Below are 24,633 nucleotides of genomic sequence, written 5' to 3'. Positions count from 1 at the left end.
GGAGAGCGTCATGGAACCGTCTGCGCACGTCGACACCTTCGCCCGCGATCATCTGCCGCCGCAAGATCAATGGCCGGTCTTTCTGCTCGACAATCCCGACATCGCGTATCCGGCGCGCTTTAATTGCGCGACCGAGTTGCTGGACCGGACCATCGAGGCCGGGCACCGCGACCGGCCTGCCATCTGGTCCGAGGTGAATGGCGAAGCCCGTGCCACCACGTACGGCGAGCTGCTCGCGTTAGTGAACCGCAGCGCACATGTGCTCGTCGATGAGTTGGCTCTAAAGCCCGGTAACCGCGTGTTGCTGCGCGGGCCCAATACCTTGCAAATGGCGGTGGCGGCGCTGGCCGCGCTGAAGGCGGGGCTCGTACTGGTGCCTACCATGCCCCTGCTGCGCGCCAAGGAACTCAAGCAGATCATCGATAAAGCGCAGATCAGCGCCGCCCTATGCGATGCACGTATCACCGAAGAACTCGCCCGCTGCAGCGATCCGCAAGACGAATTCTTCTGCGCCACGCTGCTGCAGACGTGCCTCTTTCATCACGACACAGCGGACTCTCTCGAAACACTCGCCGCAAGCAAACCCGACCACTTCACCGCCTGCGATACCGCCAGCGACGACGTCTGCCTGATCGCTTTCACGAGCGGTACGACCGGTTTGCCGAAAGGCTGCATGCATTTTCATCGCGACGTATTGATGATGTGCGACCTGTTTCCGCGGCACGTGCTCAAACCCACGGCCACGGACGTGTTCTGCGGCACGCCGCCGCTCGCCTTCACTTTTGGGCTTGGCGGCCTGTTGTGTTTCCCGCTGCGAGTGGGCGCCTCCACCGTGCTGATAGAGCGGCTTACGCCGGAGACCTTGCTGCAGACGGTGGAACGCTTTCACGCCACCATCATGTTCACCGCGCCCACCTTCTACCGGCAGATGGCGCCGCTCGTGCCGCGCTTCGATACATCGAGCCTGAAGAAGACTGTCTCCGCAGGCGAAGCGCTGCCCGATTCGACGCGGCATCTTTGGCGTGAGGCGAGCGGCATCGAGATGATCGACGGCATTGGCGGCACCGAGCTGATCCACATTTTCATTTCGGCAGCGGGCGCAGAGATTCGGCCACACGCCATCGGCCGCGCCGTGCCGGGTTATATCGTGCAGGCCGTCGACGATGCCATGCAGCCAGTGGCGCCCGGCACCATCGGTAAGCTCGCCGTGCGCGGGCCGACCGGTTGCCGCTATCTGGCCGATGACCGGCAAACGAAGTTCGTGCGCGACGGCTGGAACCTGCCCGGTGACTCCGTCTATCTGGACGAGGACGGCTACGTGTTCTATCAGGCACGCGCCGACGACATGATCGTTTCCGCGGGCTACAACATCTCTGGTCCGGAAGTGGAAAGCGTGCTGCTGCAGCACGATGCGGTGGCGGAGTGCGGCGTGATCGGCGCACCCGACGAAACCCGCGGCCAGGTCGTCAAAGCGTTTATCGTCCTCAATCCCGGCTTCAAGCCGGACGACAAAATGGTCGCGCAGTTGCAGGATTTCGTGAAGAATAGCGTGGCGCCGTACAAGTATCCGCGTCTCATCACGTTCGTCGACTCACTGCCACGCACCGAAACCGGCAAGCTCAAGCGGTTTGCGCTGCGCAGCCTGTAACGTCATGTAGCGCGTCCCGTCATTCCTACTGGAGCCCGGCATGCCCGCGTCTTTCATTGAAGTCGTCGCCGACGATGGTGGCCGTTTCAACGCTTACATCGCACGGCCGGCGCAAGGGTCGGGTCCAGGACTCGTGCTGCTGCAGGAAATCTTCGGCATCAACGACTACATGAAGTCGATGGCCGACCGGTTCGCGGAAGAAGGCTATGTGGTGCTGGTGCCGGATCTGTTCTGGCGTTTGAAACCAGGTGTCGTGCTTGGCTACGGCGAAGCCGACATGAAAGAGGCGCTCGGCTATCTGCAGCGCTTCGATATCGACCGCGCGGTGGACGATATTGCGGCCACCATCGGCGCGTTGCGTGCGCTGCCGGAGCAGGCGGGCAAGGTTGGTACGGTCGGCTACTGTCTGGGCGGTAAGCTCGCCTTGCTGAGCGCAGCGCGCACCGATGTGGACTGCGCCGTCAGCTACTACGGCGTGGGGCTCGAAGCCTACCTGGACGAAGTGCCTGCCATCCGCTGTCCGATGGTGTTCCACTTCCCCGAGCAGGACTCACACTGCCCGCCCGAGGTACGCGAACGCATCAGCACGGCACTCAAAACGCGGCCGCAGATCGAGCAATATGTCTACGCGGGATGCGACCACGCGTTCGCCACGCCATCACGCAAGAGCTACGACAAGCCGGCCACGATGATGGCGTATTCGCGCACGCTCACGCTGCTGCGCAAGGTGCTCGGGCCCGTGTATGACCTGAATGCGCTGTGGGAGCAGCACTGCTATTACGAGTTCGCCACGCGCGATGTAGACGCGGTAATGCCCACCATGGTCGCGCAGCCATACGTCAATCACGTGCCGACGATGACGGGTGGCGTGGGCCACGACAACCTCAAGCGCTTCTACACGCATCACTTCGTGCATTCGAATCCCGAGGATACGAAGCTGATTCCGATTTCGCGCACGATCGGTGCGGATCGCATTGTCGATGAATTCATTTTCAGTTGTACTCATACCTGCGAGATCGACTGGCTGCTGCCGGGCGTCGCGCCCACGGGCAAGTATTTCGAAGTGCCAATGCTGGCCGTCGTGTGCTTTCGCGGCGACAAGCTGTACAACGAGCATATCTACTGGGATCAGGCTTCGGTGCTGGTCCAGGTTGGGTCGCTCAATCCGCAGGGGCTGCCGGTGGCGGGAATCGAGAGCGCACGCAAGCTCCTCGATGAGAGCCTGCCGTCGAATCAATTGATGGGTGCGAAGGCCGGAGTTTAGGCGTCACGAAAAGGGACCCGTCAGTGGATGGATTTGATGTCGAAATTCTGTTTGTCGACAACCCAACCGCGTCCCTTCTTGCACTGAATTTCAGTGTGCAGATATGACTTCATGACAACATCGCGCACTGCCGTGCAAGTATCGCCTACTGCTAGCGTGAATATGATTCTCTCCTCAGAGTCGCTCTCCGACGCATATACAGGCGTGTCCTTTGTTGCCATCCACACTTCGTGTGCTTTGTTTGTACAAGCAGACATGAGAACGATGAGCGCAAGGATTAGGGTTCTCATGAGCCTTCTTTGGGATAAAACCGCTTTTCTTTGACACGTTTGGAATGCGATAGGCCAACAGCGATGTCCTCGGGACTAACCATGCCGAAGGCAGACCACCGCGGATCATAGGCAACGATCCCAACCAGGTTCAGTACGTCAGCCACGTTCGATGAGCAACTATCATCCAGGAGACTGTAACCGTGTCGCGTTGGATCGCCGTTGGTTACAGTCACACGGCGCTTCAACTCAGCCTCGATCTTCTTCTTTTCCCCTGGAGATACGCGGAGCACATAACCAACAGAATCGCGGAAGCTCTCCTGCACGGTAACGTACTGGGCGTATGTCTTCTTTGAATCGTACCCGTCATATGCTCGCGAGTACGCTATTTCATCGACGATTATAGCCACGTGACCAAATTGCGATCCGCGGCTAATTACCCGTGAATCGCTAACGATCACCTCGATGCTGTCGGTCTCGACGCGAATTTCCTTCGCTTCGGAATCTGTCGTTGGCGTAGTCGTTCGAGTCGCGATCAATCGATACTTCACCCCGTCCGGGGAAACGTGAGTCTGCTCTGGCATGGCTATCCTGCGAAGTAAACATTGATGCTTTCGGCGGAAGCGACGGAAGCGAGCAAATGCGTATATCCATGGCTATCAGTTTTGCCGTATTCGAACGTACCGGTTTCCCGGCGAAGCGCGTAACCCGTGTATGAAAGCGCGCGGCCATTCGCATCTCGTAAAACGAACCTTTCGTCATATGTGGTGGCCATCGCCGCGGCTCTGGCTGGCGGAGCCGCACTGGTCAGGCTCCTCGCACTGGCGCTGTCGCCCCTGATCTTGCACTTGCGGCCATAGACCGAAACGATGCGCGGATGGCGCTCACACTTGCACAGCACCAGATCCCCACCCAACGCCTGCTGCCTGCCACGCTGCCGGTCATAGAACCGTTTCTTGTCTGGAGAACCTGGAGCCGCAACGATGATTCCGGCAGTTTTGCACTTGTCACACCATGCTTGCTGACCGAGGAACGTGAGCTTCCGATGTTTTCCGTCTTCGCCCTTCACGGTTCCACATGAGGCACCTTCAATAACCCGACCGCCGCTATCAAGCGGATCATCTTCGACTGCCGCGTAAAAAATGTTCAATGTCTTGCCTCCTAGCAGAGTCAACCAGCGGAAGAGATTCGAATAGAATCAGCGTTCTTCACTGATGACATTACGTGTGTGTGACCTGCTGCGTCGGTCGCACAATGAGGTAGATCGTTTCGTTGGTAGCTTCGTGCTTCATGTGCCGGTCTCCTGCGGGATTGAATACTTATTCCCGTGAGCCTAGCTTCTTCGGACTGGAGGCGATATTAGAAAAGTCCGAAATGGAAAAAGAGTTCACGCGCATTCCAGGGCGATCACATGAAGTTCAAAGGCCGAATATGCTTGCACGATCTCGATCGTTGATAGAGGCGTTGAGGTGTTGAGGTGTTGAGGCGATACTATGATGCGATTGCGCGGAGCATCGAGCGCTCGGCGCGTCAACACGGGCCGCCCAATCGGGCGATCGGTTGCGCTGAACTGCTTTCGAGCCAGCAGCGTTTCCTGAGAAAGATGGGGCAATCGCCCGGGAGTCTGTGAATATAACGACCCTCGTCACCGGCGCCACCAGCGGGCTGGGCCGCAACGCGGCCGAATTTCTCGCACGGCAGGGCTGCACCGTGCGCACCACTGGCCGTAATCGCGCGGCCGGCGAGGCGCTGAAGGCGATCGGCACGGAGTTCGCACCGCTCGACCTCGCCAGCGCCTCGAGCGCTGATCTCGAACGCCTGCTGCAAGGCGTCGACGCCGTGTGGCATTGCGCTGCGCTTTCATCACCATGGGGTGCCTGGTCCGACTTCCACACGGCCAATGTGCTCGCCACGTCACACCTCGCCCATGCCGCCGTCGCGAAGGGAGTGCGCCGCTTCGTTCATATCTCGACCCCCTCGCTCTATTTCGACTTCAACCATCGGCTGGATATCGAAGAAACGTTTCGCCCCGCCCGCTACGTCAACCACTACGCGAGCACCAAGGCGCAGGCCGAGGACGTCATCCGTACGGTCGCCGCGGCCAATCCGGATATCACCTTCGTAACGCTACGCCCGCGCGGAATTTTCGGTCCCCACGACCGCGTGCTGCTACCGCGCATTTTGCGGCTCCTGCGCGAGCGCGGCGGTCGATTGCCGCTGCCACGCGCGGGCACGGCCCAGATTGATCTGACCTACGTGGGCAACGTAGTCCACGCCATGCGGCTGGCAACCACCTGCCGCGACGTGCGTTCCGGCGAAGCCTTTAACATTACCAATAACGAATCCACCTGCCTGCGCGACGTGCTCGACGCCCTGCTCACGCGGCTTGGTATGGTCTATCGGATCAAGGACGTGCCGTACCCCGTCCTCGACCTTGCGGCACGCGCGATGCAGCGTTGGGCCGCGGTCAGCGGACGTGAACCGCTGCTGACTCGCTACAGTGTCGGCGCATTGAACTACGACATGACGCTCAGCACGCGCAAAGCCCAGCAGGTACTCGGCTATCAACCTCGCTGGACGCTTCAGCAAAGCATCGAAGAGACCGTCAACTGGATCAAGGCACATGGCGACGATTACGGTCTTTGAAGCCGGCTATTGCACGCACATGGCCTGCATGGCGCTAAAAGGCGCGGGCTTCGCAACCTGCCGGTTTCCCGCACGCGCGTACCTGATCGAAACGGCGCGCGGACGCTGGCTGTGGGATACCGGCTATGCGCAGCACTTCCTCGACCATACGAGAAGCGGGCTCTTCTCCCTGTACCGGCGCGTGACACCGGTTTATTTCGACTCGAAGGAGGCGGTGGTCAGTCAGTTGAAAGAGCGCGGTATGCAGCCGCGCGATCTGACCGCGGTGATCCTGTCTCACTTCCATGGCGATCATGTTGCGGGTTTGCGCGATCTGCAGGGCGTGCCGGCCTACCTGTCGGGCGCAGGTTGGGAAGCCACGCGCGGGTTGCGTGGCATTAGCGCATTGCGCAAGGGTTTCGTGCCGGGCCTGATTCCGCCCGACTTCGAGTCGTCCGCTGTGTTTGTCGAGAACTTCGAGCGGGTTGCCCTCGCGCCGGAACTTGAACCGTTCCAGCAAGGTTTCGGGCTGCCAGGCGCAGCCGATGAAGTGATTCTGGTCGAATTGCCCGGACACGCTGCCGGTCATCTCGGCGCCTTCGTCAGTACCGCTGACGGCTGGGTGCTGCTTGCATCCGATGCCGCATGGTCGCCCAAGAGCTATCAGCAGATGGTGGGGCCCTCCGTAATCGCACACGCCATCATGGATAGTCCCACCGAATACCATCAAACCCTGCGCGACCTGAATGCACTTCATACGCGTGGCCAGGTGAAGATCTGCCTCACGCACGAAGGGGTCCTGTAATGCGCCTCCCAGAGACACTCTGGTCGTACTGGCAAACACGCCGCTTGCACTTCGCGAGCCGCGAGGCGCTCGAGCGATATCAGCAACGCAAGCTGAAGCAGTTTATCCATCAGCATCTCACGCGCAGCCCGTGGTTTGCGCCGTATCTGTCGCAACCGTTGCGCACGTGGCCGCTGATGAACAAGGCGGTCATGATGGAACATTTCGACCGCATCAATACGGCTGGACTCACGCTCGACGAGGTGCTTGCCTGCGCGATGCAAGCCGAGCAGTCGCGTGACTTCGACGCGACCGTGAACGGCTATAGCGTTGGCCTGTCGTCCGGCACCTCGGGTTCACGCGGCGTCTTCGTCGTGAGTCCCGCGGAGCAAGCAAAGTGGGCAGGCGTCCTGCTCGCCAAACTCCTGCCGCGCGGGCTATTTCATGGCGAGCGGGTCGCGCTGTTTCTACGAGCCAACAACAATCTGTATGCGTCGGTGCGCAACCCGTGGCTTTCGTTTGAGTTCTTCGACCTGTTCGATCCCTTCGACGCTCATTTCGAGCGGCTGAACCGGTACGACCCGACCATCGTCGTGGGTCCCGCACAAGTGTTGAGAAGCCTCGCTTTGGCCAGAATGGCGGGACGCCTGACAATAAAGCCGCACAAGGTAATATCCGGCGCCGAAGTGCTGGATCCGATCGATAAGACGCTGATCGGCGCCTCGCTTGGGACGGTCGGCGAGGTCTATCAGGCCACCGAAGGCTTTCTCGCGGCCACCTGCCAACACGACACGCTGCACCTGAACGAAGCGCACATCCACGTCGAACCTCAATGGCTCGACGGCGAGCGCTTCGTTCCGGTCATCACCGATTTCACTCGCGTGACACAGCCCATTGTGCGTTACCGGTTGGACGACATTCTGGTGCGCCGCTCGACGCCCTGTCCCTGCGAAAGCCATGAAATGGCACTGGAGCGAATCGAAGGACGTTGCGACGACCTGCTTCGCCTGCCTGGGGCAAACGGCACCCCAGTGGAAGTGTTCGCCGACGGTCTTTCCAGAGCCCTTGCGCAAACGCTGCCGCGTACAGCGGACTATCGGCTTGTTCAAACCGGGCCTGCGTCCCTCGCGCTTTATGTTGATGCGCCGGGCGCACCGCTCACGCAGTATCAGGCGCATCTGAGCGCCTGCCTGCAACGGCTAGGCGTGACGGCGGCAAACCTGCAATGGGAGCTTCACGCCTCCTTGCCGGCCACAGATTTCAGTGCCAAACGCCGGCGCATCACCCGACATCGCGAGATGCACTGATGCTTCACTCTAGAATTGGCACCCTCCAACACGGCTATGATGTGACACCCCACTGGCCAGGATCCCATACCGATGCTCACCGTCCATCATCTGAACAACTCCCGCTCGCAGCGCGTCCTGTGGTTGCTTGAAGAACTCGGTGTGCCGTACGAGATCAAGCGCTATGAGCGCGACCCCAAAACGATGCTGGCGCCGCCGGAATTGCGTGCCATCCACCCGCTCGGCAAATCGCCGGTGATCACGGACGACGGTCTGACCATCGCCGAATCGGGCGCTATCATCGAATATCTGGTGGAGCGCTACGGACAAGGACGCTTTGCGCCGGCTGCCGGGACGCCCGAGCGTCTGCGCTATACGTACTGGCTGCACTACGCAGAGGGATCGGTGATGCCGCCGTTGCTGCTCAAGCTGGTGGCGCTGCGGATCGGCAGCGCGCCGATGCCGTTCTTCGCCAAGCCGATTGCGCGCAAGATCGCGTCGACGCTGCAATCGAGCTTCGTGGATCCGCAGATCAAGCTGCACCTTGGCTATATCAACGACGCGCTGACGCCCACCGGCTGGTTCGTCGGCAACGAATTCAGCGCAGCGGACGTGCAGATGAGTTTCCCGCTCGAAGCCGCCACGGCGCGTGGCGGACTCGACGCCAATATCGCAGCCATCAAAGGCTATCTCGAGCGCATCCACGCACGCCCCGCGTATCAACGTGCGCTGGAACGCGGCGGCAAGTATGAATTGTTGAGCTAAGTATCGCTGAAGCGGGGCGCGGGGCGACGGCCACCCGCGCCGGGCGGATCATCCATGTGCGCCTCACGTCCGACAGGCGTAACATTTCAGTTTTGGACTCCATAGCCGGCCGACCCTACAGCGCCACAAACTTCGCCACGAGCGCCAACGGCCATGCTAGCCAATACGGGAGACTCGCCGCATGACCCATAACATCGACCAGCGCAAACGCTGGCTCGCCCTGATCGTCCTGTGCCTGGGCGTGCTGATGATCGTCCTCGACTCGACGATTGTGAACGTTGCGCTTCCGTCAATCGCCGCGGATCTAGGCTTCTCCGAAACCGCTCTGGTATGGGTCGTGAACGCTTATATGCTGACTTTCGGCGGCTGCCTGCTGCTCGGCGGCAGGCTGGGCGACCTCTATGGCCATCGCAAGCTGTTTCTGGGCGGCATTACCCTCTTCACGCTTGCCTCGTTCGCCTGTGGCATGGCGAATTCCCAGATGTTGCTCGTTTGCGCGCGTGCCGTGCAGGGCTTTGGCGGCGCGGTCGTGTCGGCCGTCTCACTGTCGCTGATCATGAACCTCTTTACCGAGCCGGCCGAGCGAGCGAAGGCCATGGGTGTGTATGGCTTCGTATGCGCGGGCGGCGGCAGTATTGGCGTGCTGCTGGGCGGTCTGCTCACCAACCTGTTGAGCTGGCACTGGATCTTTCTCGTCAACCTGCCTATCGGCATCGCGGTCTACGCAATGTGCGTCGCGCTGTTGCCCAATGGCCGCGGCCACGCACACGGCGAACGGCTAGACGTCGCCGGTGCTGCAACGGTCACCACCTCGCTGATGCTCGCTGTCTATGCCATCGTGAACGGCAACGAGGCGGGCTGGACTTCGCTGCAAACCATCGGCATGCTCGTCGCTGCGCTGGCGCTGCTCGTGCTCTTCCTGCGCATCGAAGCGCGCGTGCAGCACCCGCTCATGCCGCTTGCCCTGTTCAGACTGCGCAACGTTGCCGTTGCGAATGTTGTCGGCGTCCTGTGGGCAGCTGCGATGTTCGCGTGGTTCTTTATCTCCGCACTGTATCTGCAGCGCGTACTGGGCTATCGGCCCGTGCAGGTCGGGCTCGCGTTCCTGCCGGCCAACCTGATCATGGCGCTGTTCTCGCTTGGTCTGTCCGCACGCCTCGTGATGCGTTTCGGTCTGCGCTTACCGCTCGGTGTCGGCCTGCTGCTGGCCGCCGCAGGGCTCGCGTTGTTCGCGCGGGCGCCGGTTGACGGCAGCTTCGTCGTGGATGTGCTGCCCGGCATGACCTTGCTCGGACTCGGCGCAGGTATTGCGTTCAATCCTGTTTTGCTGGCTGCGATGAGCGACGTCGAAGCGAGCGAGTCCGGCCTCGCATCGGGAATCGTCAATACGGCGTTCATGATGGGCGGCGCCGTGGGTCTCGCGGTGCTCGCGAGCCTTGCCGCGGCGCGCACCACCGCGCTGCAAGCGGCCGAGTCGCCGGCCGCAGCACTGAACAGCGGGTACCACGTTGCGTTTCTGACCGGGGCGATCTTTGCCGCGGCCGCAGCGTTGTTCGGCGCGTTGCTGCTACGCCCGCGCGCACAGACTTCCGTCCAGGCGGACGTTACCGCCGACGACAGCCGCGTCACTCACAGGCCGCATGCCAGCACCAACACCACCACCGAGAACGGCTAAATCATGCATAGGAGCACTCACCGTGGACCCCGCCTCTTCCGTTTCGAATCTGATCCGCCGCTGCTTTGCGGCATTTGAAACTCGCGACCGGCACACGCTGGAATCGCTGCTGAGCGACGACTTTATCTTCAGCAGTCCGCAGGACGATCGCATCGACAAAGCGACATACTTCGAGCGATGCTGGCCTTATGGCGAGAACGTCGACTTCTTTCGCATCGAAAAGCTGTTCGATCAAGGTAACGAGGCGTTTGTCTGCTACATCTGCAAGCCGAAAGACCGGCCGGCATTTCGCAACACCGAGTTCTTCCGTGTCGAACACGGGCAGGTCGTGGAGGTACAGGTCTACTTCGGCGCCACTGCGGAAGATGTATCTCGGGGTTGACTCAAATGCGCAAGCCCGATCAAATCAGCCGCCGCGCCGTCCGCTATGCTGGCTTCATGCTGACACGAGAGCTGGTATGAACCCGGTCCAAAAAGCACTCTGGTTTATCGAAAGCTACTATTCGCACGAACTGGCGCTCGACGATATCGCGAGTTCCGGCTGCGTATCGCGCTACCACCTGTCGCGCGCCTTCGAAGCGGCAACAGGCCGCCCGGTGATGCGCTACGTTCGGGCACGGCGCTTGACCGAAGCGGCGCGGCGTCTGGCAAGCGGTGCACCCGATATTCTGGCGGTCGCGTTCGAAGCGGGGTACGGCTCTCATGAGGCATTCACGCGCGCGTTTCGCGAGCAGTTCGGGCTCACGCCCGAGGCGCTGCGCGCGCGGGGACATCTCGACAACATTCCCCTCGTGGAGCCGATCAAAATGGATGAAACCATTCTTGCCAACCTTGCGCCGCCTCGCTTCGAGGACGGCAAGCCGCTGCTCATCGCAGGCCTCGCCGAGCGCTACAACTGCGACACCAGTGTGGCCATTCCGGCCCATTGGCAGCGCTTTAACGAATACTTCGGAAAGGTACCCGGTCAGATCGGCAACGTCGCCTACGGCATCTGCTATAACACCGACGATAGCGGCAATTTCGACTATCTGTGCGGTGTCGAAGTGAGTGACTTTTCGAGCCTGCCTGCGGAGTTGAGCCATGTGCGGGTACCCGAGCAGCGCTATGCAGTCTTCACGCACCGCGAGCATATCGCCGTGATTCGGCGGACCTGGAACACCATCTGGAACAAATGGCTGCCGGAGTCGGGACATACGCCCGCCGATGCGCCGAACTTCGAGCGCTACAGCGAGCAGTTCGACCCTGTCACGGGCATGGGTGGCTTCGAGATCTGGTTGCCGCTCAAGACGTGATGGTCCTCGGATCAAGCATGTGATTGGGTTGCTGGCCGGCATAGAGGACGTAACGCCGTCCAGCAGGTGTCACGCTGCCGCCTTCCCCACTCCGGTCAACACTAGCTAGCTGGAGCAAGCCCCGCGATCCGCAAACGCTCAACCCCCTCAGCAAGCGCAAGCACAACCTGTTGCCCATCCCGTTCGCGGATACTGATCGTCCGTTCGCGTTCATCGCGCGGCCCGACCGCGACGAGCATCGGCACCTGCTTCTCGCGAGCGTCGAATATCTTCTTCTCCAGCCGCTCCGGGCGATCGTCGAGTAGAACCCTGACACCAGCCTCTTCAAGCGCCTGCACGACCTGCACCGCATATGCCGCGCTGGCGTCGTTAATCGTCGCCACCGCCACCTGCTCCGGCGCGAGCCACAACGGCAGCCAGCCTTCGTGATGCTCAAGCAGCATCGCGATGAAACGCTCCATGCTTCCCAGCACGGCGTGATGAATCATCACCGGCCGTTCGCGTTCGTTGCGGTCGTTGACGTAGAGCGCGTCAAGGCGCTCGGGCAACAGGAAATCGAGTTGAATCGTGCCGCACTGCCAACTACGTCCGCGGCTATCTTGCAGATGAAACTCCAGCTTGGGACCGTAAAACGCGCCCTCGCCTTCGCGCATTTCGAACTGCAGTCCGGCCGCAAGCGCGGCTTTGGCCAAGGCCGCTTCGGCACGATCCCACACTTCGTCGGCACCTGCGCGCAGCGCAGGGCGCGTCGCTAGCGCCACCGAGAAAGCGGGAAATCCGAGGTCAGCGTAGACATTGCGCAGCAAATCGCAAAAGCGTCCGACTTCGACCTCGATCTGCGCTTCCGTGCAAAAGACATGCGCGTCGTCCTGCACGAATGCGCGCGTGCGCTTGAGCCCCTCCAGCGAGCCCGAAGGCTCATCGCGATGACAGGCGCCGAACTCGCTGTAGCGCACCGGCAAATCGCGGTAGGAACGCATGCGCTGATTGAACACCTGCACGTGGCACGGACAACTCATCGGTTTGAGGCACAGCGCACGTGCTTCGGACGCGTCATCCGCATCGTGCTCTTCGTTTGCGCTGCCCGAACCCTGTCCTTCGGACAACGAATACATGTGGGCGCCAAATTTTTCCCAATGGCCGCTGCGCTCCCAGATCGAGCGGGCGAGCAGTTGCGGCGTGCGAATCTCGCGGAAGCCCGCACGCCGCATTCGCCGGCGAATGTAGTCCTCCAGCACGCGATACAGCTCCCAGCCTCGCGGATGCCAGAAGACCATGCCGGGGCCTTCCTCCTGTTGATGGAAAAGGTCCAGCTTGTTGCCCAATACGCGATGATCGATGTCGTCCACAGTACGCTCCGTTTAAGATGAGCCATCGACGGAGGGCCATAAACGCCAAGGGCCCCGTCCGTTTCCGGCGGGGCCCTTGGGGGTTTGCAGCAGCTTCTTGCCTTAGCGCGCACAACCTCCAGACGACCCGCCCATGAGGGTGGTCGTCGTGGTGGTGACAGCCGCGAAGGAAAGCGAATACAGGTCCATGGATCGACAGTAAACGATTTGACGGCGATACGTCAATCGATGCCTGCGGAAATTTCCTGTGCACCAGGCGCTACCGGCTTAACCTCAAACGCCTCACCGGTGGCAAAAAACGTCCCACCGGCCACGTAATGACATGTGTGCAAATCCGGATCGTCGCCGAAGTGCCAACGGTTGTTCGAATACACACGGCTATCCGCGTATGCGGCCACCACTTCGCCGATGATCAAATCGTGGCGCTGGCTGTCGTCCGGAATCACCTTGCATTCGAGCCACGTGATGCAGCCGGCCAGCATCGGCACGTCGATGCGCTCGCCCGCAAACGTCTCCAGACCGAACGCGGCGAACTTGTCGAGTTCGGCACCTGGCGTCGTGCCGACCGCGAGCGTTTGTCGCGCGAACGCGCGGCTCGGCAGTTGCAGGCCGAACACGCCGCTCGCTTCGATCAGTTGCCGCGTGAGCGTGCGGCTGTCGACCACCACTACGACCTTGGGCGGATTGAAATCCAGCGGCATCGCCCACGACGCCGCCATGACGTTCGTGCGCCCCGCATGGGCGCTGGTGATGACGGTGACCGGTCCGTGGTTCAGTAACTGGGTCGCCCGCGACAATTCCACTGCTTCTCTGGTGCCTTTCATACGTGCCTTCGTCGTGCAAACGGTGTATCGATTCGTGCGGTGTGCCGAGGCATCTGAGCCGCGTCACATGGCATTCTAGCCAGGCTGCGGATCGGGCGAGTGCGAGCCGCGCAAAGCGCGCCGGACAACCGCACATTCCGCGCAGCACGAGCCCATTCGAGAAGCCAGTACATTTCGACGTGCATCGAAACATGCATACAGCGTGACCGCCTATCATGGGATCATCGCGGCAACCAGCTTGCATGGAAGCGGACAACCGATCATGTGCCCTCACCCGAATATCGCCTCTACCGCCTTCCTGATCTCCGATCCGGCCCGCGCCAGCATGCTGATGGCGCTAGTCGACGGGCACGCGCTGCCCGCTGGCGAACTCGCTTACGCGGCCGGCGTGACAGCCCAGACCGCCAGTACGCATCTGGCGAAGCTGCTGGCCGGGGGACTCGTCGAAGTCGAAGCGCAGGGCCGGCACCGCTATTACCGGCTAGCTGGTTCCCACGTGGCGTTGCTGCTGGAAAACCTCGCCTCGATCACCCCGTTGAGCCGCCCACGTACGAGGCCGCTCAGCGGGGACGCGCAGAAACTGCGCTTTGCGCGCTGTTGCTACGATCATCTGGCCGGACAACTCGGCGTAGCGATGACGCAGGCGCTGGAGCGGCGCGGGGTGATCGTCGCGACGGCGGACAAGCAGTTCGAAGTCACGCCCGCCGGCACCGAATGGTTTAGCCGGATGGGCCTGAACGTGCCGGAGCTGCAGCCCACCCGGCGTGGCCTCGCGCGTCAGTGTCTGGACTGGTCGGAACGGCAGCATCATCTGGCGGGACCGCTCGGTGCGCAATGGATGAACCTGCTGTGTACGAACGGTTGGCTGCGCCGGGTCAGGGCGACGCGCGCAGTGCAGGTGACGCCACAAGGCTGGGTGTGGCTGAAGGAGCAATTGGGCATCGAAGGCAGATTGGGAGAACTCGCCCACGATGCCTGAGGCGCGCAGTCGTCCGGCTCGACACGGCTCGCCCACCATGTTCACCCAATACGTCGTCCAATGGGACCTGATACCTGACGGCAACCCGATCGTCACGCACAGCAGCCGCCTCTTGCCGGTACGTCAACGCGGTGTCCCGGCCATGCTCAAGATTGCGCAGGAGGACGAAGAACGCGCCGGTGGCCGGCTGATGGTCTGGTGGAACGGTATCGGCGCTGCCCGCGTGCTTGCGCATGACGGCGATGCGCTACTGCTGGCGCGGGCTGATGGCCCGCGTTCGCTGGTGGAGATGGCCCACGACGGACAAGACGACGAGGCCACCCGGATTCTCTGCTCAGCAGCCGCGCGGCTGCATCAGCCGCGTGACCCGCTGCTGACAGGACCAGAACTCCCCGAACTGGTGCCGCTCGACCGGTGGTTCCGCAGTCTGTGGCCCGCAGCGCAGCAGCACGGCGGACTGCTCGCGCAGTGCGCCGAGGCGGCACGTGGCCTGCTCGCCACGCCACAGGACGTGGTGGTACTGCACGGCGACATCCATCATGGCAATGTGCTGGACTTCGGCGCGCGTGGCTGGCTCGCGATTGACCCCAAGGGGCTCCACGGCGAGCGCGGTTTCGATTACGCGAATATCTTCTGCAACCCGGATCGTGACACGGCGCTCGTGCCCGGCCGCTTCGAGCAGCGCGTCAACCGCGTGGTGCAGGAAGCCGGGCTGGGGAGGCGGCGTTTGCTGCAATGGATTCTCGCCTGGTCAGGACTATCCGCTGCGTGGATTCTGGAAACCGGCGAAACGCCCGACGTGGACTACGATATCGCGCGGCTTGCGATGGCGGCCTTGCTGTGTGAGTAGCGCGCGACGGCCATCGCAAGCGCGCCCGCGCTAGCTCTTCTCGCCGTGCGTCACGTCCAGCGGTTTGTGCTGCTCCTCACCGAGCCCCGGAAAAAACGCATTCCACGCCGCGCGAACGCCTTCGGCAGCGGTAGCCTCGGCGCCGAATGTCTCACTCTCGCCGGAGCGGGCCGGATCGGCAGAGAGTCCTCGCCAATGCGTGAACACCAGCAGCGGCTTTTCGCTCCACTCGTTCGCGCCGAACTTCGCAAACGCTGTGTCGCCGCTCACTAGCTGAACCTCATACCAGCCGTCACGGACAGGCGTGTAACGGTCCAACGGAAACCACGCGGTCGGTCGAATGTCCATCATGTCCTCTCTCGTCGAAAAATCGTCACGAATAAACACAAGGCATTCTTCATGCCCGATGCTGAGATCGAGGTCGGGCACGGTGAACATGTTGTGGAGGCCGACGTGGACTCGGCGCAGGGCGGAGCGGGTCGCGGGTGGATACGGCATTGAAGCGCGCGATGGCCGTTTTGGACGAGGTAAGGAGGAGGCCCCGCCTGTTCCCGCGAGCGTAAGACTTACACGGTGATGGATGCGGCGAACAGTACGATGTTGAGTGCTGCGATGCAGCGCCTACCTCGACCGCATTGAAGCATTCAAGCGTTCAAGCCCTCACGCCAGCACCACGCCGACCGCTGCGCGCAGCACCCGCCACTTCGCTCACACACCGCGCCAGCGCACCGACAGCAGGCGCAATCGCCTCCGCCGGCGTATTGCCATAGCCAATAACCAGCCCATTGTCCTCATCGCACGGCTGCAGCGCGAATCCGGATAACGCACGCGGATTGAGACGCTGCTGCTGCGCCAGCTCGACGACGGCGCGGTCCGAAATACGCGGCGGCAACCGGAGCGTCAGATGCATGCCGCAGTTACCGCCGAGAATCTGCGCCACTTCGAAGCACCCGGCCAGCGCCTCGCGCAATGCCTGCTGCCGCTCACGATAAAGCCGCCGCATGCGGCCAAGGTGACGGCCAAATTCGCCCGCCTCGATAAAGTTTGCCAACCCCAACTGTTCAAGTCGATGCCCGCCGCGCAGCATTTCCTGAAGCGCCGTGCCCGTCTGCGCCACCATGCTGCGCGGCAGCACAACAAAGCCGATGCGCAGCGCTGGGAACATCGTCTTGCTGAACGACCCCACATACAGAACCGGCGCATCCGGCACGAGACCCTGCATGCTGGCGATCGGCTCGCCGGTATGACGAAACTCGCCGTCGTAGTCATCCTCGATCAACCAGGCGCCGGTGCGTCTCGCCTGCGCAATGAGGTCGAGCCGTCGCGCCACGGAGAGCACCGCGCCGGTCGGATACTGGTGCGCGGGCGACGTGTAAATCAGCTTGGGCGGATTCGCCCGCCATGCATCCGGCGGCACGGCCATGCCTTCTTGATCTACGCGCATCGGCACGGTTTTCAAATCGCCCAGATTGAAGGCGGCTTTGGCGCCCCGATATCCCGGATCTTCGACCCACGCGGTGTCGCCAGGATTGGTGAGCAGACTCACACACAGGTTCAGCGCTTCCTGCGCACCCTCGGTGATCACCACCTGCGAGCCGTCGCAGCGCACGCCGCGCGCCATCCGCAGATGCGCGGCAATGGCGTCACGCAAAGCGGGCTCCCCCACCGGCTCTCCGTAGCCAAGCAACTGAGGCAAGCCTCGCTCCATGGCCCGTTCCAGCGAGCGGCGCCAGGCGCCCAACGGAAAGCGATCCAGCGCCGGACTACCCGGCGTCATCACCGAGGTCATATCGGACTGACTACGAGTGGCAGCGAACCGTTTGAGCCTTGTCGCGTAGGCGATCTCGGCCGCGACCACATCCTGATGCGTATCGACATGAGACGCCGCGCTCGATAGCGGGCTCACGCGAGTCCCCCGGCGGTCGGCCAGCACATATCCTTCGGCAACCAGATGGTCGTACGCGATGATCACCGTGTTGCGCGAGACGCCGAGTTCCGCCGCAAGCAGCCGCGACGACGGCAACAACGCGCCCGCGGGCAGGCGTCCGGCCAGAATCGCCTGCTGGAGACGCTCGATCAACTGCTTCTGCAACGGCACGGGCTTCCCGGCCCGCGTGAGCGCGCCGTGAGTCAACGGCCCTATGATCTCGATCATCGTCGCTGGACCTATCAAATGGTGGTTCGCTGGATCTTTTTAACATACCACGTTTGTCGTATCGTCTCTGCTGAATACAGCTCAGGCAACGTTTGCTTAACGCCGTTGCGCGGCCCTCCAGCGGGTCACCGGCCAACAGAAAAGGTAAGGAGAGGAAAGTGGCACAACGACTCAACGAATACATGCAGCCGATCGGCGTGCCGGTCCCGGAGTGGAAGGGCGCACAACCGCCGGGACGCGAGCCTCTCGTCGGACGCTATTGCCGGATCGAACCCGTGGACGTCGAGCGGCATGTCAAAGATCTCTACGAGGCCTATAGCTCTGCCGAGGACGGCCGCGACTGGACCTATCTGGCAGTGGGGCCGTTCCAGAGCCTCGAGGCGTATCGGGAGCATCTGACCAAAGCGGCTGCGCTGACCGATCCGATGCACCATGCAGTGATCGATCTGGCGACAGGAAAGGCCATCGGCACGCTGGCCCTGATGCGTATCGACCCGCCCAATGGCGTGATCGAAGTTGGCCATGTCACCTATTCGCCGCGCCTGAAAAGGACCCGCATCGCGAGTGACGCAATGTCGCTGTTGATGAAATATGTGTTCGAGGATCTGGGCTACCGGCGCTTCGAATGGAAGTGCGACTCCCTCAATGCGCCGTCACGAGCGGCCGCGCTGCGGTACGGCTTCAAGTTCGAGGGGATCTTCCGCCAGGCGATCGTCACGCGTGGACGCAACCGGGATACCGCGTGGTTCTCGGTCATCGACAGCGAATATCCGGCAGTGCGCGACGGCTTCGCGCAGTGGCTCGACGAGCGCAATTTCGACGCGGAAGGTAACCAGCGTGAGCGACTGGCCGATGTGATCGCGCAGCGGCAAACGCTGTCGGCAGAAGCTGGCGGCTGAAGTCGACGGCGGCATCCGTTTCACTCTTGCCTGAACTGAACGCCGCTGCCCGCTGACCAGCGCGGCTGCCCGCCACTCGTGCCGAGACCGCCGTGCCTCGCTGCCTCGCGCTCGCCTTAGGCGGGGCCGGCGGCTCGGCGAAGGTGGATAGTCGGCTTGCCCTTGTACGACCCGCGTGCCCATTCCACATAACCGCACTTTTGCGCCACCCGCAGGGACGGCATGTTCTCCGGTGCGATGATGCAGGCGGTGTCGGCACCGGGCCATTGTGCACCGGCCCAGCGCAATGCCGCACTGACCGCCTCGGTTGCGTAGCCGCGCCCGTGGAATGCGGGCACGAGCGCCCAGCCGACCTCGGGCATGTCATCGAGCGGCGGCTCGATCTGACGCCGGAAATTGGCAAAGCCCACTTCACCGACAAAGCGGCCGCTTGCCTTTTCGCGCACCACCCAATAGCCGAACCCCAGCAGCGTCCAATGCCCCACGTAGCGCAGGAGACGCGCCCAAACCTCTTCACGGGTGAACGGCTGGCCGCCGATAAAGCGAATCACCTCGGGATTCGACCACATCGTAAAGCTATCGTCGTAATCCTCGAGGACGTGAGGACGCATGGTCAAGCGGTCAGTTTCGAGGAAGGTGCTGAGCTGGGCCATGTTGCGGAAAGTGGGTTGAGGGTGGTTGGGATGATGGCAGAATCGAGACGTTGATGCACGTCCACTCGGCAAGCTAGGATATGCACATCACGGCGCCGCGCTCGCTCTTCCGGCACGCAGCATGGGCGCCCACTCGGAGCACCACGCATGCAGCTTCGATTCAGATACCTGTCCGCCTTATTCATCAACCTGTTGCTGCCATGGCTTGCGTACCGCCTCACGTATCCGCATTGGGGGCAGCCGGGTGGCCTGCTGGTGTCGACGTTGCCGCTCTTCGCGTGGATGGCGTGGGATCTGGTGCGCCACCGGCATTTCGACGCCTTGAGCGCCATGGTTCTGATCGGCATCGTGCTCTCGCTCGCCGCGATGATACTCACCGGCGCCCGGCAAAATCTGGCACTGGACGAGCCGATGGTTTCCGGCATGATCGGCGTTGCCTTTCTGGTTTCGCTCGCGCTGCCGCGTCCGATGGTGTTTTATCTGGCGCGTTCGACACTCGCCCGCCAAAGCATGCAACGCGCAAGCGAATTTGAGCAGGACTGGTGCGAGCGTCCCAAGCTCGCCTACCGGATCCGCGTCATGACGGTGGTTTGGGGTGTCGGCCTTATTACGGAGAACGCTTTACGCACGCTGATCGTCTGGCGCGCGGAGGGCGACCCGCATGCCGTAGTCGAGTCGAATGTCGTGCGGTATGGGTTTTATGCCGGCCTCATGCTTTGGACGATCTGGTATCGCAGGCGGATTAAGCAGGATGCCGAAGGGTATGCGACCTAAGCCAGCTCCAAAAACCGCTCAAGACAGGGATTACGATTCACCGGCGACCACACCAGCACCTGCTCGATCAGCGGCGCATCGGCGAGCGGCCGGAACACCACGCCTGCAAGTTGCGCCTTGCGCATCGACGCCGGCACGAGCGCAATCCCAACGCCCTCATCGACGAGACTGAGCACAGTCTGCTGCAACTGCACTTCGAAGCGGATATTCGGCTCGAAGCCGCCTGAGCGGCAATGCTCGAGAATGGTGGCACGCAAAGTCGGCGCCACTTCCTCCGACGCCAGCACGAACGACTCGCCCGCCAGTTGCGCAATCTTCAGTTGTCGCGCCCGTGCCCGCGGATGAGTCCGCGACAGCGCCACACACAGCGGCTCGCTGACAATCGTGCGCATGGCGAGGCCCTTGTTCGGCACGCTCGGGAACATGATCGCGGCATCGATCTGGCCGGCCAGCACCTGCGCGGCAAGATCGTTCGACACTACCTCGCGCAAACTGAGCGCCACCTCCGGATATGCCGAACCGAAAGTTCGCGCATAGCCGGGCACCACGCTGTACGCGGCGCACATCGTAAAACCGATCGCCAGCGTCCCCGTATCGCCATGCGCGGCAGCCTGCGCGTTGCGCGCGGCCTGCTCGATCGCGCTGAGAATCGCTTTGGCGTCCGCGTAGAAACGCTCGCCGGCCGCCGTCAGCGTGACGCTGCGGGGACTGCGCTCGATCAGCGTGACGCCGAGATTCGCTTCCAGCGCCGCCAGTTGGCGGCTCAACGGCGGTTGCGACAGATTGAGCCGCGCCGCGGCCCGGCCGAAATGGCGGGTCTCGGCGAGCGTCACGAAGTAGCGTAGCGGCTTGACGTCGATCACGATGCAAAAAAGGTATTGTTGAACACCTGAAACAGTATTTGATTGTATCAACGCGAACCACTACTCTGGCGGATCATCTCTTTCTCAGCCTGCCTGCCGGTTTCACCGATGTTATCGACCCTCGAGATTCTGCTCCCCGTCTTCGGCCTGATTTTTGCGGGTTTCGTATGCCGCAGGCGCGGCCTGCTGGGTCCCACGGCCGCGTCGGAACTGAACCGCTTCGTGGTCTGGCTCGCACTTCCCGCGCTGCTCTTTGACATCATGGCTCACGCCACCTGGCATCAGCTGTATCAGCCAGCGTTTGTCGCCACCTTCGCGATCTCTTGCGCCGGGGTATTCGTGCTGATTCTCGCCGTGCGTCTGCTCAGCGGCCGGCACCTGGCTGACGCCAGCGTCGATGCCATTGCGGGCTCGTATCCGAACACTGGCTATATCGGCTTCCCGCTGTGCATGATCGCGTTCGGACCGGTCAGCCAGACCCCGACTACGATCGCCACGATACTCGTCGCCTGCGTGCTGTTTGCGATCGCGATCGTCCTGATCGAAGTGGGTCTGCAGACAGAGCGCGCGCCGCATCGGCTGGCGCTGAAGGTCGTGGGTTCGCTGGCGCGTAATCCGCTGATCGTTTCGCCGATTGTCGGCGTGCTGGTCGCCAGTGCGCACGTCACGTTGCCGCAAAGTGCGGAGACGTTTCTGAAACTCCTGGGCGGCGCCGCCAGCCCATGCGCGCTGGTCAGCCTTGGCCTGTTCCTCGCAGAAAAGCGCGAAGGTCCGGCCGAGGCGGGCAAACCAGGCGCTTCACTGCTGCTCACCGGCACCAAGTTGCTGCTGCAACCGGCCTTGACCTGGTGGCTCGCCGCACGCGTCTTTGCGCTGTCGCCACTGCTCGTCGAAATGGCCGTCGTGCTGGCCGCGCTCCCCACTGGCACCGGCCCGTTCATGCTCGCGGAGTTCTATCGGCGCGAAGCGCACATCACCTCGCGGACCATTCTTCTGTCTACGTTAGGCTCGCTTGTGACGCTCTCGCTGCTGTTGCTGTTTATGCGGCACGGCGCCTGAAGAGGGTGGGCGGTGCGGCGTGCTCGCACCGTGACATGTCGCGACATAACTCGCACATATCTTTTAACAGTGCCCGTCCCTAGACTTGTTTCATGGGACGCGACGGCAATGAGTGCCGTACACGATTCGTCCCCTCACGAGTCGGAACAGGCACACAATGATCTTCATAGGAAAAATTTCGCTCTTTGCTACAGCGATTGTCGTTAGCGCGTCGATGATCGAAGCATGGGTGTTGAGCCGCAAAAAAACCGCGCATTTCGATTGGCATGAAGTGATGTTGTCGCTGGCCGATCTGGTCGGTCGCAAACTGTTCGCGCTGTTGCCGTTATCGCTGGCGACGCCGATCTTCGCGTTCGCATGGGATCACCGCATTTACACGGCCACGATCAACAGTGCGTTGATGGTGTTGCTGCTGTTCGTCGGACAGGAGTTTTTCTATTACTGGTATCACCGTGCGTCGCACCGCATCCGCTTTTTCTGGGCGACGCACGCGGTTCATCATTCACCGAATCAACTGACGCTCTCCTCGGCGTACCGGCTCGGCTGGACAGGAAAACTGACCGGCACGGCGATGTTCTTCACGCCGCTCGTGTGGCTCGGCGTCCGCCCCGAAGTGGTGCTGGCGACGTTGATGATCAATCTCCTGTATCAGTTCTGGCTGCACAACACGTGGATGCCGAAGCTGGGCTGGCTGGAATATGTGTTCAACACACCGTCTGCCCATCGCGTGCATCACGCCTCGAACACGGAGTATCTGGATGCGAACTACGGTGGCGTGCTGATTATCTTCGATCGCCTGTTCGGCACCTACGTCGCAGAGCGCGAAGATCTGCCCTGCCGCTATGGCCTCACGACGCCGACGCGCTCGCACAATCCCTTCGTTGTGCAGTTCGAACACTGGGTGAGCCTCGCTCGCGACATTGCATCGTCGAAGCATCCGTGGACCGCGATCGAATACGTGCTGCGCCCACCCGGTTGGAGGCCGGACGGTGCGGGGGAGACGACGGAGGATTTGCGGCGGGGGGTAACGCATTGAGGCTTGCTCGTTCGCTACTGCCTCAGCATAAAATCAAGGTTGCGAACGCGTCGTACAGCCTATGGCCTGTATTTGGCAAATACAGGCCATAGGCTGTTATTTGAATTCATCGTCTTTGGCCTGTATCGCATTGACACCTCTGAGCAAAGCTTAGTAACCCGGCGCCCAGTGACCGTGCACCCATTCCCAATGGTTGCCTTCCCAGCGGTAGTGTCCTTTCACCCAGTGATAGCCAGGTGCGGGGGCCGCCGGCACCACTTCGACCCGCGGCTCCGGCTCGGGCGGCCGCGCCGGTTCGACAACGCATGCGCTGAGCAAGGCAGCACACACGCAAGAAAGCAAAGCAGCAGTGAAGGTGGATGGTTTTTTCATGTAAAGCTCCTGTTCCCTGGTATTGCGACGACAACGACAAAGCCGTGGCCATACTGCGCGCTAGCTACGGATCAAACCTGTCAGCGGCTGCGTCGAGCCCGCTTGCGCAAACAGCGCGGCCGCTGTTCGATGCGGGTCGAGTCCGAGGCTCTCGCTCGCGGCACCCGCAATCAAAGCGTCGAGCGCCGTGGTGGGCCGCAGGTCACGCGCCTGGTAGAGATCGTTGGGCTTCAGTCCCGGCCAGTCGCCGACTACGCGTCCGCCGTCCACGGCGCCGCCCACCAGCATCGCTACCGATCCGGTCCCGTGGTCCGTGCCGCCCGTGCCGTTGGCAGCGGCCGTGCGGCCGAACTCAGTGGCCACCAGCACGGTCGTCTTGCCCCATAGCGGCCCGAGGCCGTCGCGCAACGAAGCGAGCATTGTGTCGAGCGCTTTCAATTGATTCGCGAGGCGCGGGTTTTGCGCGCTATGCGTGTCCCAGCCGCCGGTTTCGATCATCGCGATGCGTGGACCGTCCTCGCGTGACAGAAAACCCGCGGCAAGCTTGCCGAGGCTCGCCGGGTCCTGACGCGCACCGGCGTCGCCAGCAAGACCGCGCGCTGTCATCGCGGATTCCCACAGCGGTCTGAGTTGCGCGTCCTGTTCGTAAAGCTGCGAGACGCGCAAGAGCAGATCGTCGGGCGCTTGCGGTAATCCAGACGGCGCGTACGACGTGACATCCGCTTTGCCGCGCAGTGCCATGGGTACCGTTGGTGCAAACGCAATCGCGTTCTCGTGCGTGGTAGGCATCATCGCGACCAGCCGGTTCAGCCAGCCATCCTTCACCTGATACGGCGACGTTCCGCCAGTTTCCAACACATTCTGGCCGTCGAAATGCGAGCGGTCACGATACGGCGAAGCCACTGCATGCACGAACAGCGCCTCACCCGACGCGTACATCTTCGCGGTCTCGGCAAGCGAGGGATGCAGCGCAAAGGTGCCGTTCAGTTTGGTCGCCGTCGACGTATCGATTGCGAGCGCACCGCGCAAGCTCTGATAGGACGGTTCGGCATACGGCACCACGATGTTCAGACCATCGGCCGCGCCGCGCTGGATCACGAAAACGAAGCGGCGGTCGGTCTCGACGCTCGCGAAGGCCATGTGCGGCGACACGAGAATCGCGCCTGCACCGGCTGCGGCGAAGCTAAGAAATTGGCGACGGGAAATCATGGC

The 24,633-nt window shown here is 62.0% G+C and carries 25 protein-coding genes; 15 read left to right on the top strand and 10 right to left on the bottom strand.

Annotated features, from left to right (window positions below; translation table 11 throughout):
* Positions 1–10: 10 nt before the first annotated feature.
* Both P3T40_RS13955 and P3T40_RS13950 read left to right on the top strand, forming a co-directional pair.
* Positions 11–1,648, top strand: coding sequence for an AMP-binding protein (locus P3T40_RS13955; RefSeq protein ID WP_429268294.1), 1,638 nt, complete (start codon positions 11–13; stop codon positions 1,646–1,648).
* 40 nt (positions 1,649–1,688) lie between these two features.
* The gene (locus tag P3T40_RS13950; RefSeq protein WP_429268293.1) at positions 1,689–2,912 is read left to right on the top strand and encodes a dienelactone hydrolase family protein; all 1,224 of its coding nucleotides are present in this window, start codon (positions 1,689–1,691) and stop codon (positions 2,910–2,912) included.
* Between the two features lie 286 nt (positions 2,913–3,198).
* Here P3T40_RS13950 and P3T40_RS13945 read toward each other — a convergent pair whose 3' ends face one another.
* Together P3T40_RS13945 and P3T40_RS13940 are read right to left on the bottom strand one after the other, a co-directional pair.
* Complete coding sequence (locus P3T40_RS13945) at positions 3,199–3,765, bottom strand: hypothetical protein (RefSeq protein WP_429268292.1); 567 nt, start codon at positions 3,763–3,765, stop codon at positions 3,199–3,201.
* A gap of 2 nt (positions 3,766–3,767) precedes the next feature.
* On the bottom strand, positions 3,768–4,331 hold the full coding sequence (locus tag P3T40_RS13940) for a hypothetical protein (RefSeq protein ID WP_429268291.1): 564 nt from the start codon (positions 4,329–4,331) through the stop codon (positions 3,768–3,770).
* 476 nt (positions 4,332–4,807) lie between these two features.
* Between P3T40_RS13940 and P3T40_RS13935 the strand changes: the two genes are divergently transcribed.
* The 7 genes from P3T40_RS13935 (at position 4,808) to P3T40_RS13905 (ending at position 11,608) form a co-directional block, all read left to right on the top strand.
* Entirely contained in the window at positions 4,808–5,827 is a 1,020-nt protein-coding gene (locus tag P3T40_RS13935) for an NAD-dependent epimerase/dehydratase family protein (RefSeq protein ID WP_429268290.1), read from the top strand.
* The gene (locus tag P3T40_RS13930; protein ID WP_429268289.1) at positions 5,805–6,611 is read left to right on the top strand and encodes an MBL fold metallo-hydrolase; all 807 of its coding nucleotides are present in this window, start codon (positions 5,805–5,807) and stop codon (positions 6,609–6,611) included. Before P3T40_RS13935 ends, P3T40_RS13930 begins: the two co-directional genes overlap by 23 nt.
* Positions 6,611–7,897, top strand: coding sequence for a F390 synthetase-related protein (locus P3T40_RS13925; protein WP_429268288.1), 1,287 nt, complete (start codon positions 6,611–6,613; stop codon positions 7,895–7,897). Before P3T40_RS13930 ends, P3T40_RS13925 begins: the two co-directional genes overlap by 1 nt.
* A gap of 72 nt (positions 7,898–7,969) precedes the next feature.
* Positions 7,970–8,641 carry a glutathione S-transferase family protein gene (locus P3T40_RS13920; RefSeq protein ID WP_429268287.1) on the top strand — a complete coding sequence of 224 codons (672 nt, stop codon included), beginning with the start codon at positions 7,970–7,972 and terminating at the stop codon, positions 8,639–8,641.
* 181 nt (positions 8,642–8,822) lie between these two features.
* A complete protein-coding gene (locus P3T40_RS13915) occupies positions 8,823–10,316 on the top strand; it encodes a DHA2 family efflux MFS transporter permease subunit (RefSeq protein ID WP_429268286.1) in 1,494 nt (497 codons plus the stop codon).
* 22 nt (positions 10,317–10,338) lie between these two features.
* Positions 10,339–10,698: a nuclear transport factor 2 family protein gene (locus P3T40_RS13910; RefSeq protein WP_429268285.1), complete on the top strand. Its 360-nt coding sequence runs from the start codon at positions 10,339–10,341 to the stop codon at positions 10,696–10,698.
* 76 nt (positions 10,699–10,774) lie between these two features.
* The gene (locus P3T40_RS13905) at positions 10,775–11,608 is read left to right on the top strand and encodes an AraC family transcriptional regulator (RefSeq protein ID WP_429268284.1); all 834 of its coding nucleotides are present in this window, start codon (positions 10,775–10,777) and stop codon (positions 11,606–11,608) included.
* Between the two features lie 101 nt (positions 11,609–11,709).
* Here the strand turns inward: P3T40_RS13905 and thrS are convergent, their stop codons facing one another.
* Positions 11,710–12,957: a threonine--tRNA ligase gene (gene thrS / locus P3T40_RS13900; protein WP_429268283.1), complete on the bottom strand. Its 1,248-nt coding sequence runs from the start codon at positions 12,955–12,957 to the stop codon at positions 11,710–11,712.
* 221 nt (positions 12,958–13,178) lie between these two features.
* Positions 13,179–13,781, bottom strand: a complete 603-nt coding sequence (locus P3T40_RS13895; protein WP_429268282.1) for a flavin reductase family protein — start codon at positions 13,779–13,781, stop codon at positions 13,179–13,181.
* 262 nt (positions 13,782–14,043) lie between these two features.
* Between P3T40_RS13895 and P3T40_RS13890 the strand changes: the two genes are divergently transcribed.
* Positions 14,044–14,760: an ArsR/SmtB family transcription factor gene (locus P3T40_RS13890; RefSeq protein WP_429268281.1), complete on the top strand. Its 717-nt coding sequence runs from the start codon at positions 14,044–14,046 to the stop codon at positions 14,758–14,760.
* Positions 14,761–14,797: 37 nt separating this feature from the next.
* Positions 14,798–15,610, top strand: a complete 813-nt coding sequence (locus P3T40_RS13885) for an aminoglycoside phosphotransferase family protein (protein ID WP_429268280.1) — start codon at positions 14,798–14,800, stop codon at positions 15,608–15,610.
* A gap of 30 nt (positions 15,611–15,640) precedes the next feature.
* Here the strand turns inward: P3T40_RS13885 and P3T40_RS13880 are convergent, their stop codons facing one another.
* Positions 15,641–15,961: a hypothetical protein gene (locus tag P3T40_RS13880; protein ID WP_429268279.1), complete on the bottom strand. Its 321-nt coding sequence runs from the start codon at positions 15,959–15,961 to the stop codon at positions 15,641–15,643.
* Between the two features lie 301 nt (positions 15,962–16,262).
* Entirely contained in the window at positions 16,263–17,765 is a 1,503-nt protein-coding gene (locus P3T40_RS13875; RefSeq protein ID WP_429268278.1) for a PLP-dependent aminotransferase family protein, read from the bottom strand.
* Between the two features lie 182 nt (positions 17,766–17,947).
* Between P3T40_RS13875 and P3T40_RS13870 the strand changes: the two genes are divergently transcribed.
* Positions 17,948–18,664: a GNAT family N-acetyltransferase gene (locus tag P3T40_RS13870; RefSeq protein WP_429268454.1), complete on the top strand. Its 717-nt coding sequence runs from the start codon at positions 17,948–17,950 to the stop codon at positions 18,662–18,664.
* A gap of 116 nt (positions 18,665–18,780) precedes the next feature.
* Here P3T40_RS13870 and P3T40_RS13865 read toward each other — a convergent pair whose 3' ends face one another.
* Positions 18,781–19,317 (bottom strand): GNAT family N-acetyltransferase, encoded by a 537-nt coding sequence (locus P3T40_RS13865; RefSeq protein ID WP_429268277.1) that lies wholly within the window; start codon positions 19,315–19,317, stop codon positions 18,781–18,783.
* 147 nt (positions 19,318–19,464) lie between these two features.
* Between P3T40_RS13865 and P3T40_RS13860 the strand changes: the two genes are divergently transcribed.
* Positions 19,465–20,091: a VC0807 family protein gene (locus P3T40_RS13860; protein WP_429268276.1), complete on the top strand. Its 627-nt coding sequence runs from the start codon at positions 19,465–19,467 to the stop codon at positions 20,089–20,091.
* Here the strand turns inward: P3T40_RS13860 and P3T40_RS13855 are convergent.
* Positions 20,088–20,954, bottom strand: coding sequence for a LysR family transcriptional regulator (locus P3T40_RS13855; protein WP_429268275.1), 867 nt, complete (start codon positions 20,952–20,954; stop codon positions 20,088–20,090). The two genes, P3T40_RS13860 and P3T40_RS13855, sit on opposite strands and share 4 nt — an antisense overlap.
* Before the next feature lie 108 nt (positions 20,955–21,062).
* Between P3T40_RS13855 and P3T40_RS13850 the strand changes: the two genes are divergently transcribed.
* A complete protein-coding gene (locus tag P3T40_RS13850; protein ID WP_429268274.1) occupies positions 21,063–22,013 on the top strand; it encodes an AEC family transporter in 951 nt (316 codons plus the stop codon).
* 157 nt (positions 22,014–22,170) lie between these two features.
* Positions 22,171–23,049 (top strand): sterol desaturase family protein, encoded by an 879-nt coding sequence (locus P3T40_RS13845; RefSeq protein ID WP_429268273.1) that lies wholly within the window; start codon positions 22,171–22,173, stop codon positions 23,047–23,049.
* Positions 23,050–23,199: 150 nt separating this feature from the next.
* On the opposite strand, the gene P3T40_RS13840 is transcribed toward P3T40_RS13845, so the two are convergent.
* Both P3T40_RS13840 and P3T40_RS13835 read right to left on the bottom strand, forming a co-directional pair.
* The gene (locus P3T40_RS13840) at positions 23,200–23,421 is read right to left on the bottom strand and encodes a YXWGXW repeat-containing protein (protein ID WP_429268272.1); all 222 of its coding nucleotides are present in this window, start codon (positions 23,419–23,421) and stop codon (positions 23,200–23,202) included.
* Positions 23,422–23,481: 60 nt separating this feature from the next.
* On the bottom strand, positions 23,482–24,630 hold the full coding sequence (locus tag P3T40_RS13835) for a DUF1501 domain-containing protein (RefSeq protein WP_429268271.1): 1,149 nt from the start codon (positions 24,628–24,630) through the stop codon (positions 23,482–23,484).
* Between the last annotated feature and the right edge of the window lie 3 nt (positions 24,631–24,633).

This window comes from Paraburkholderia sp. EB58 (assembly GCF_050436665.1).
Taxonomy (GTDB): Bacteria; Pseudomonadota; Gammaproteobacteria; order Burkholderiales; family Burkholderiaceae; genus Paraburkholderia.
This window is presented reverse-complemented; position numbering and strand designations above follow the sequence as displayed.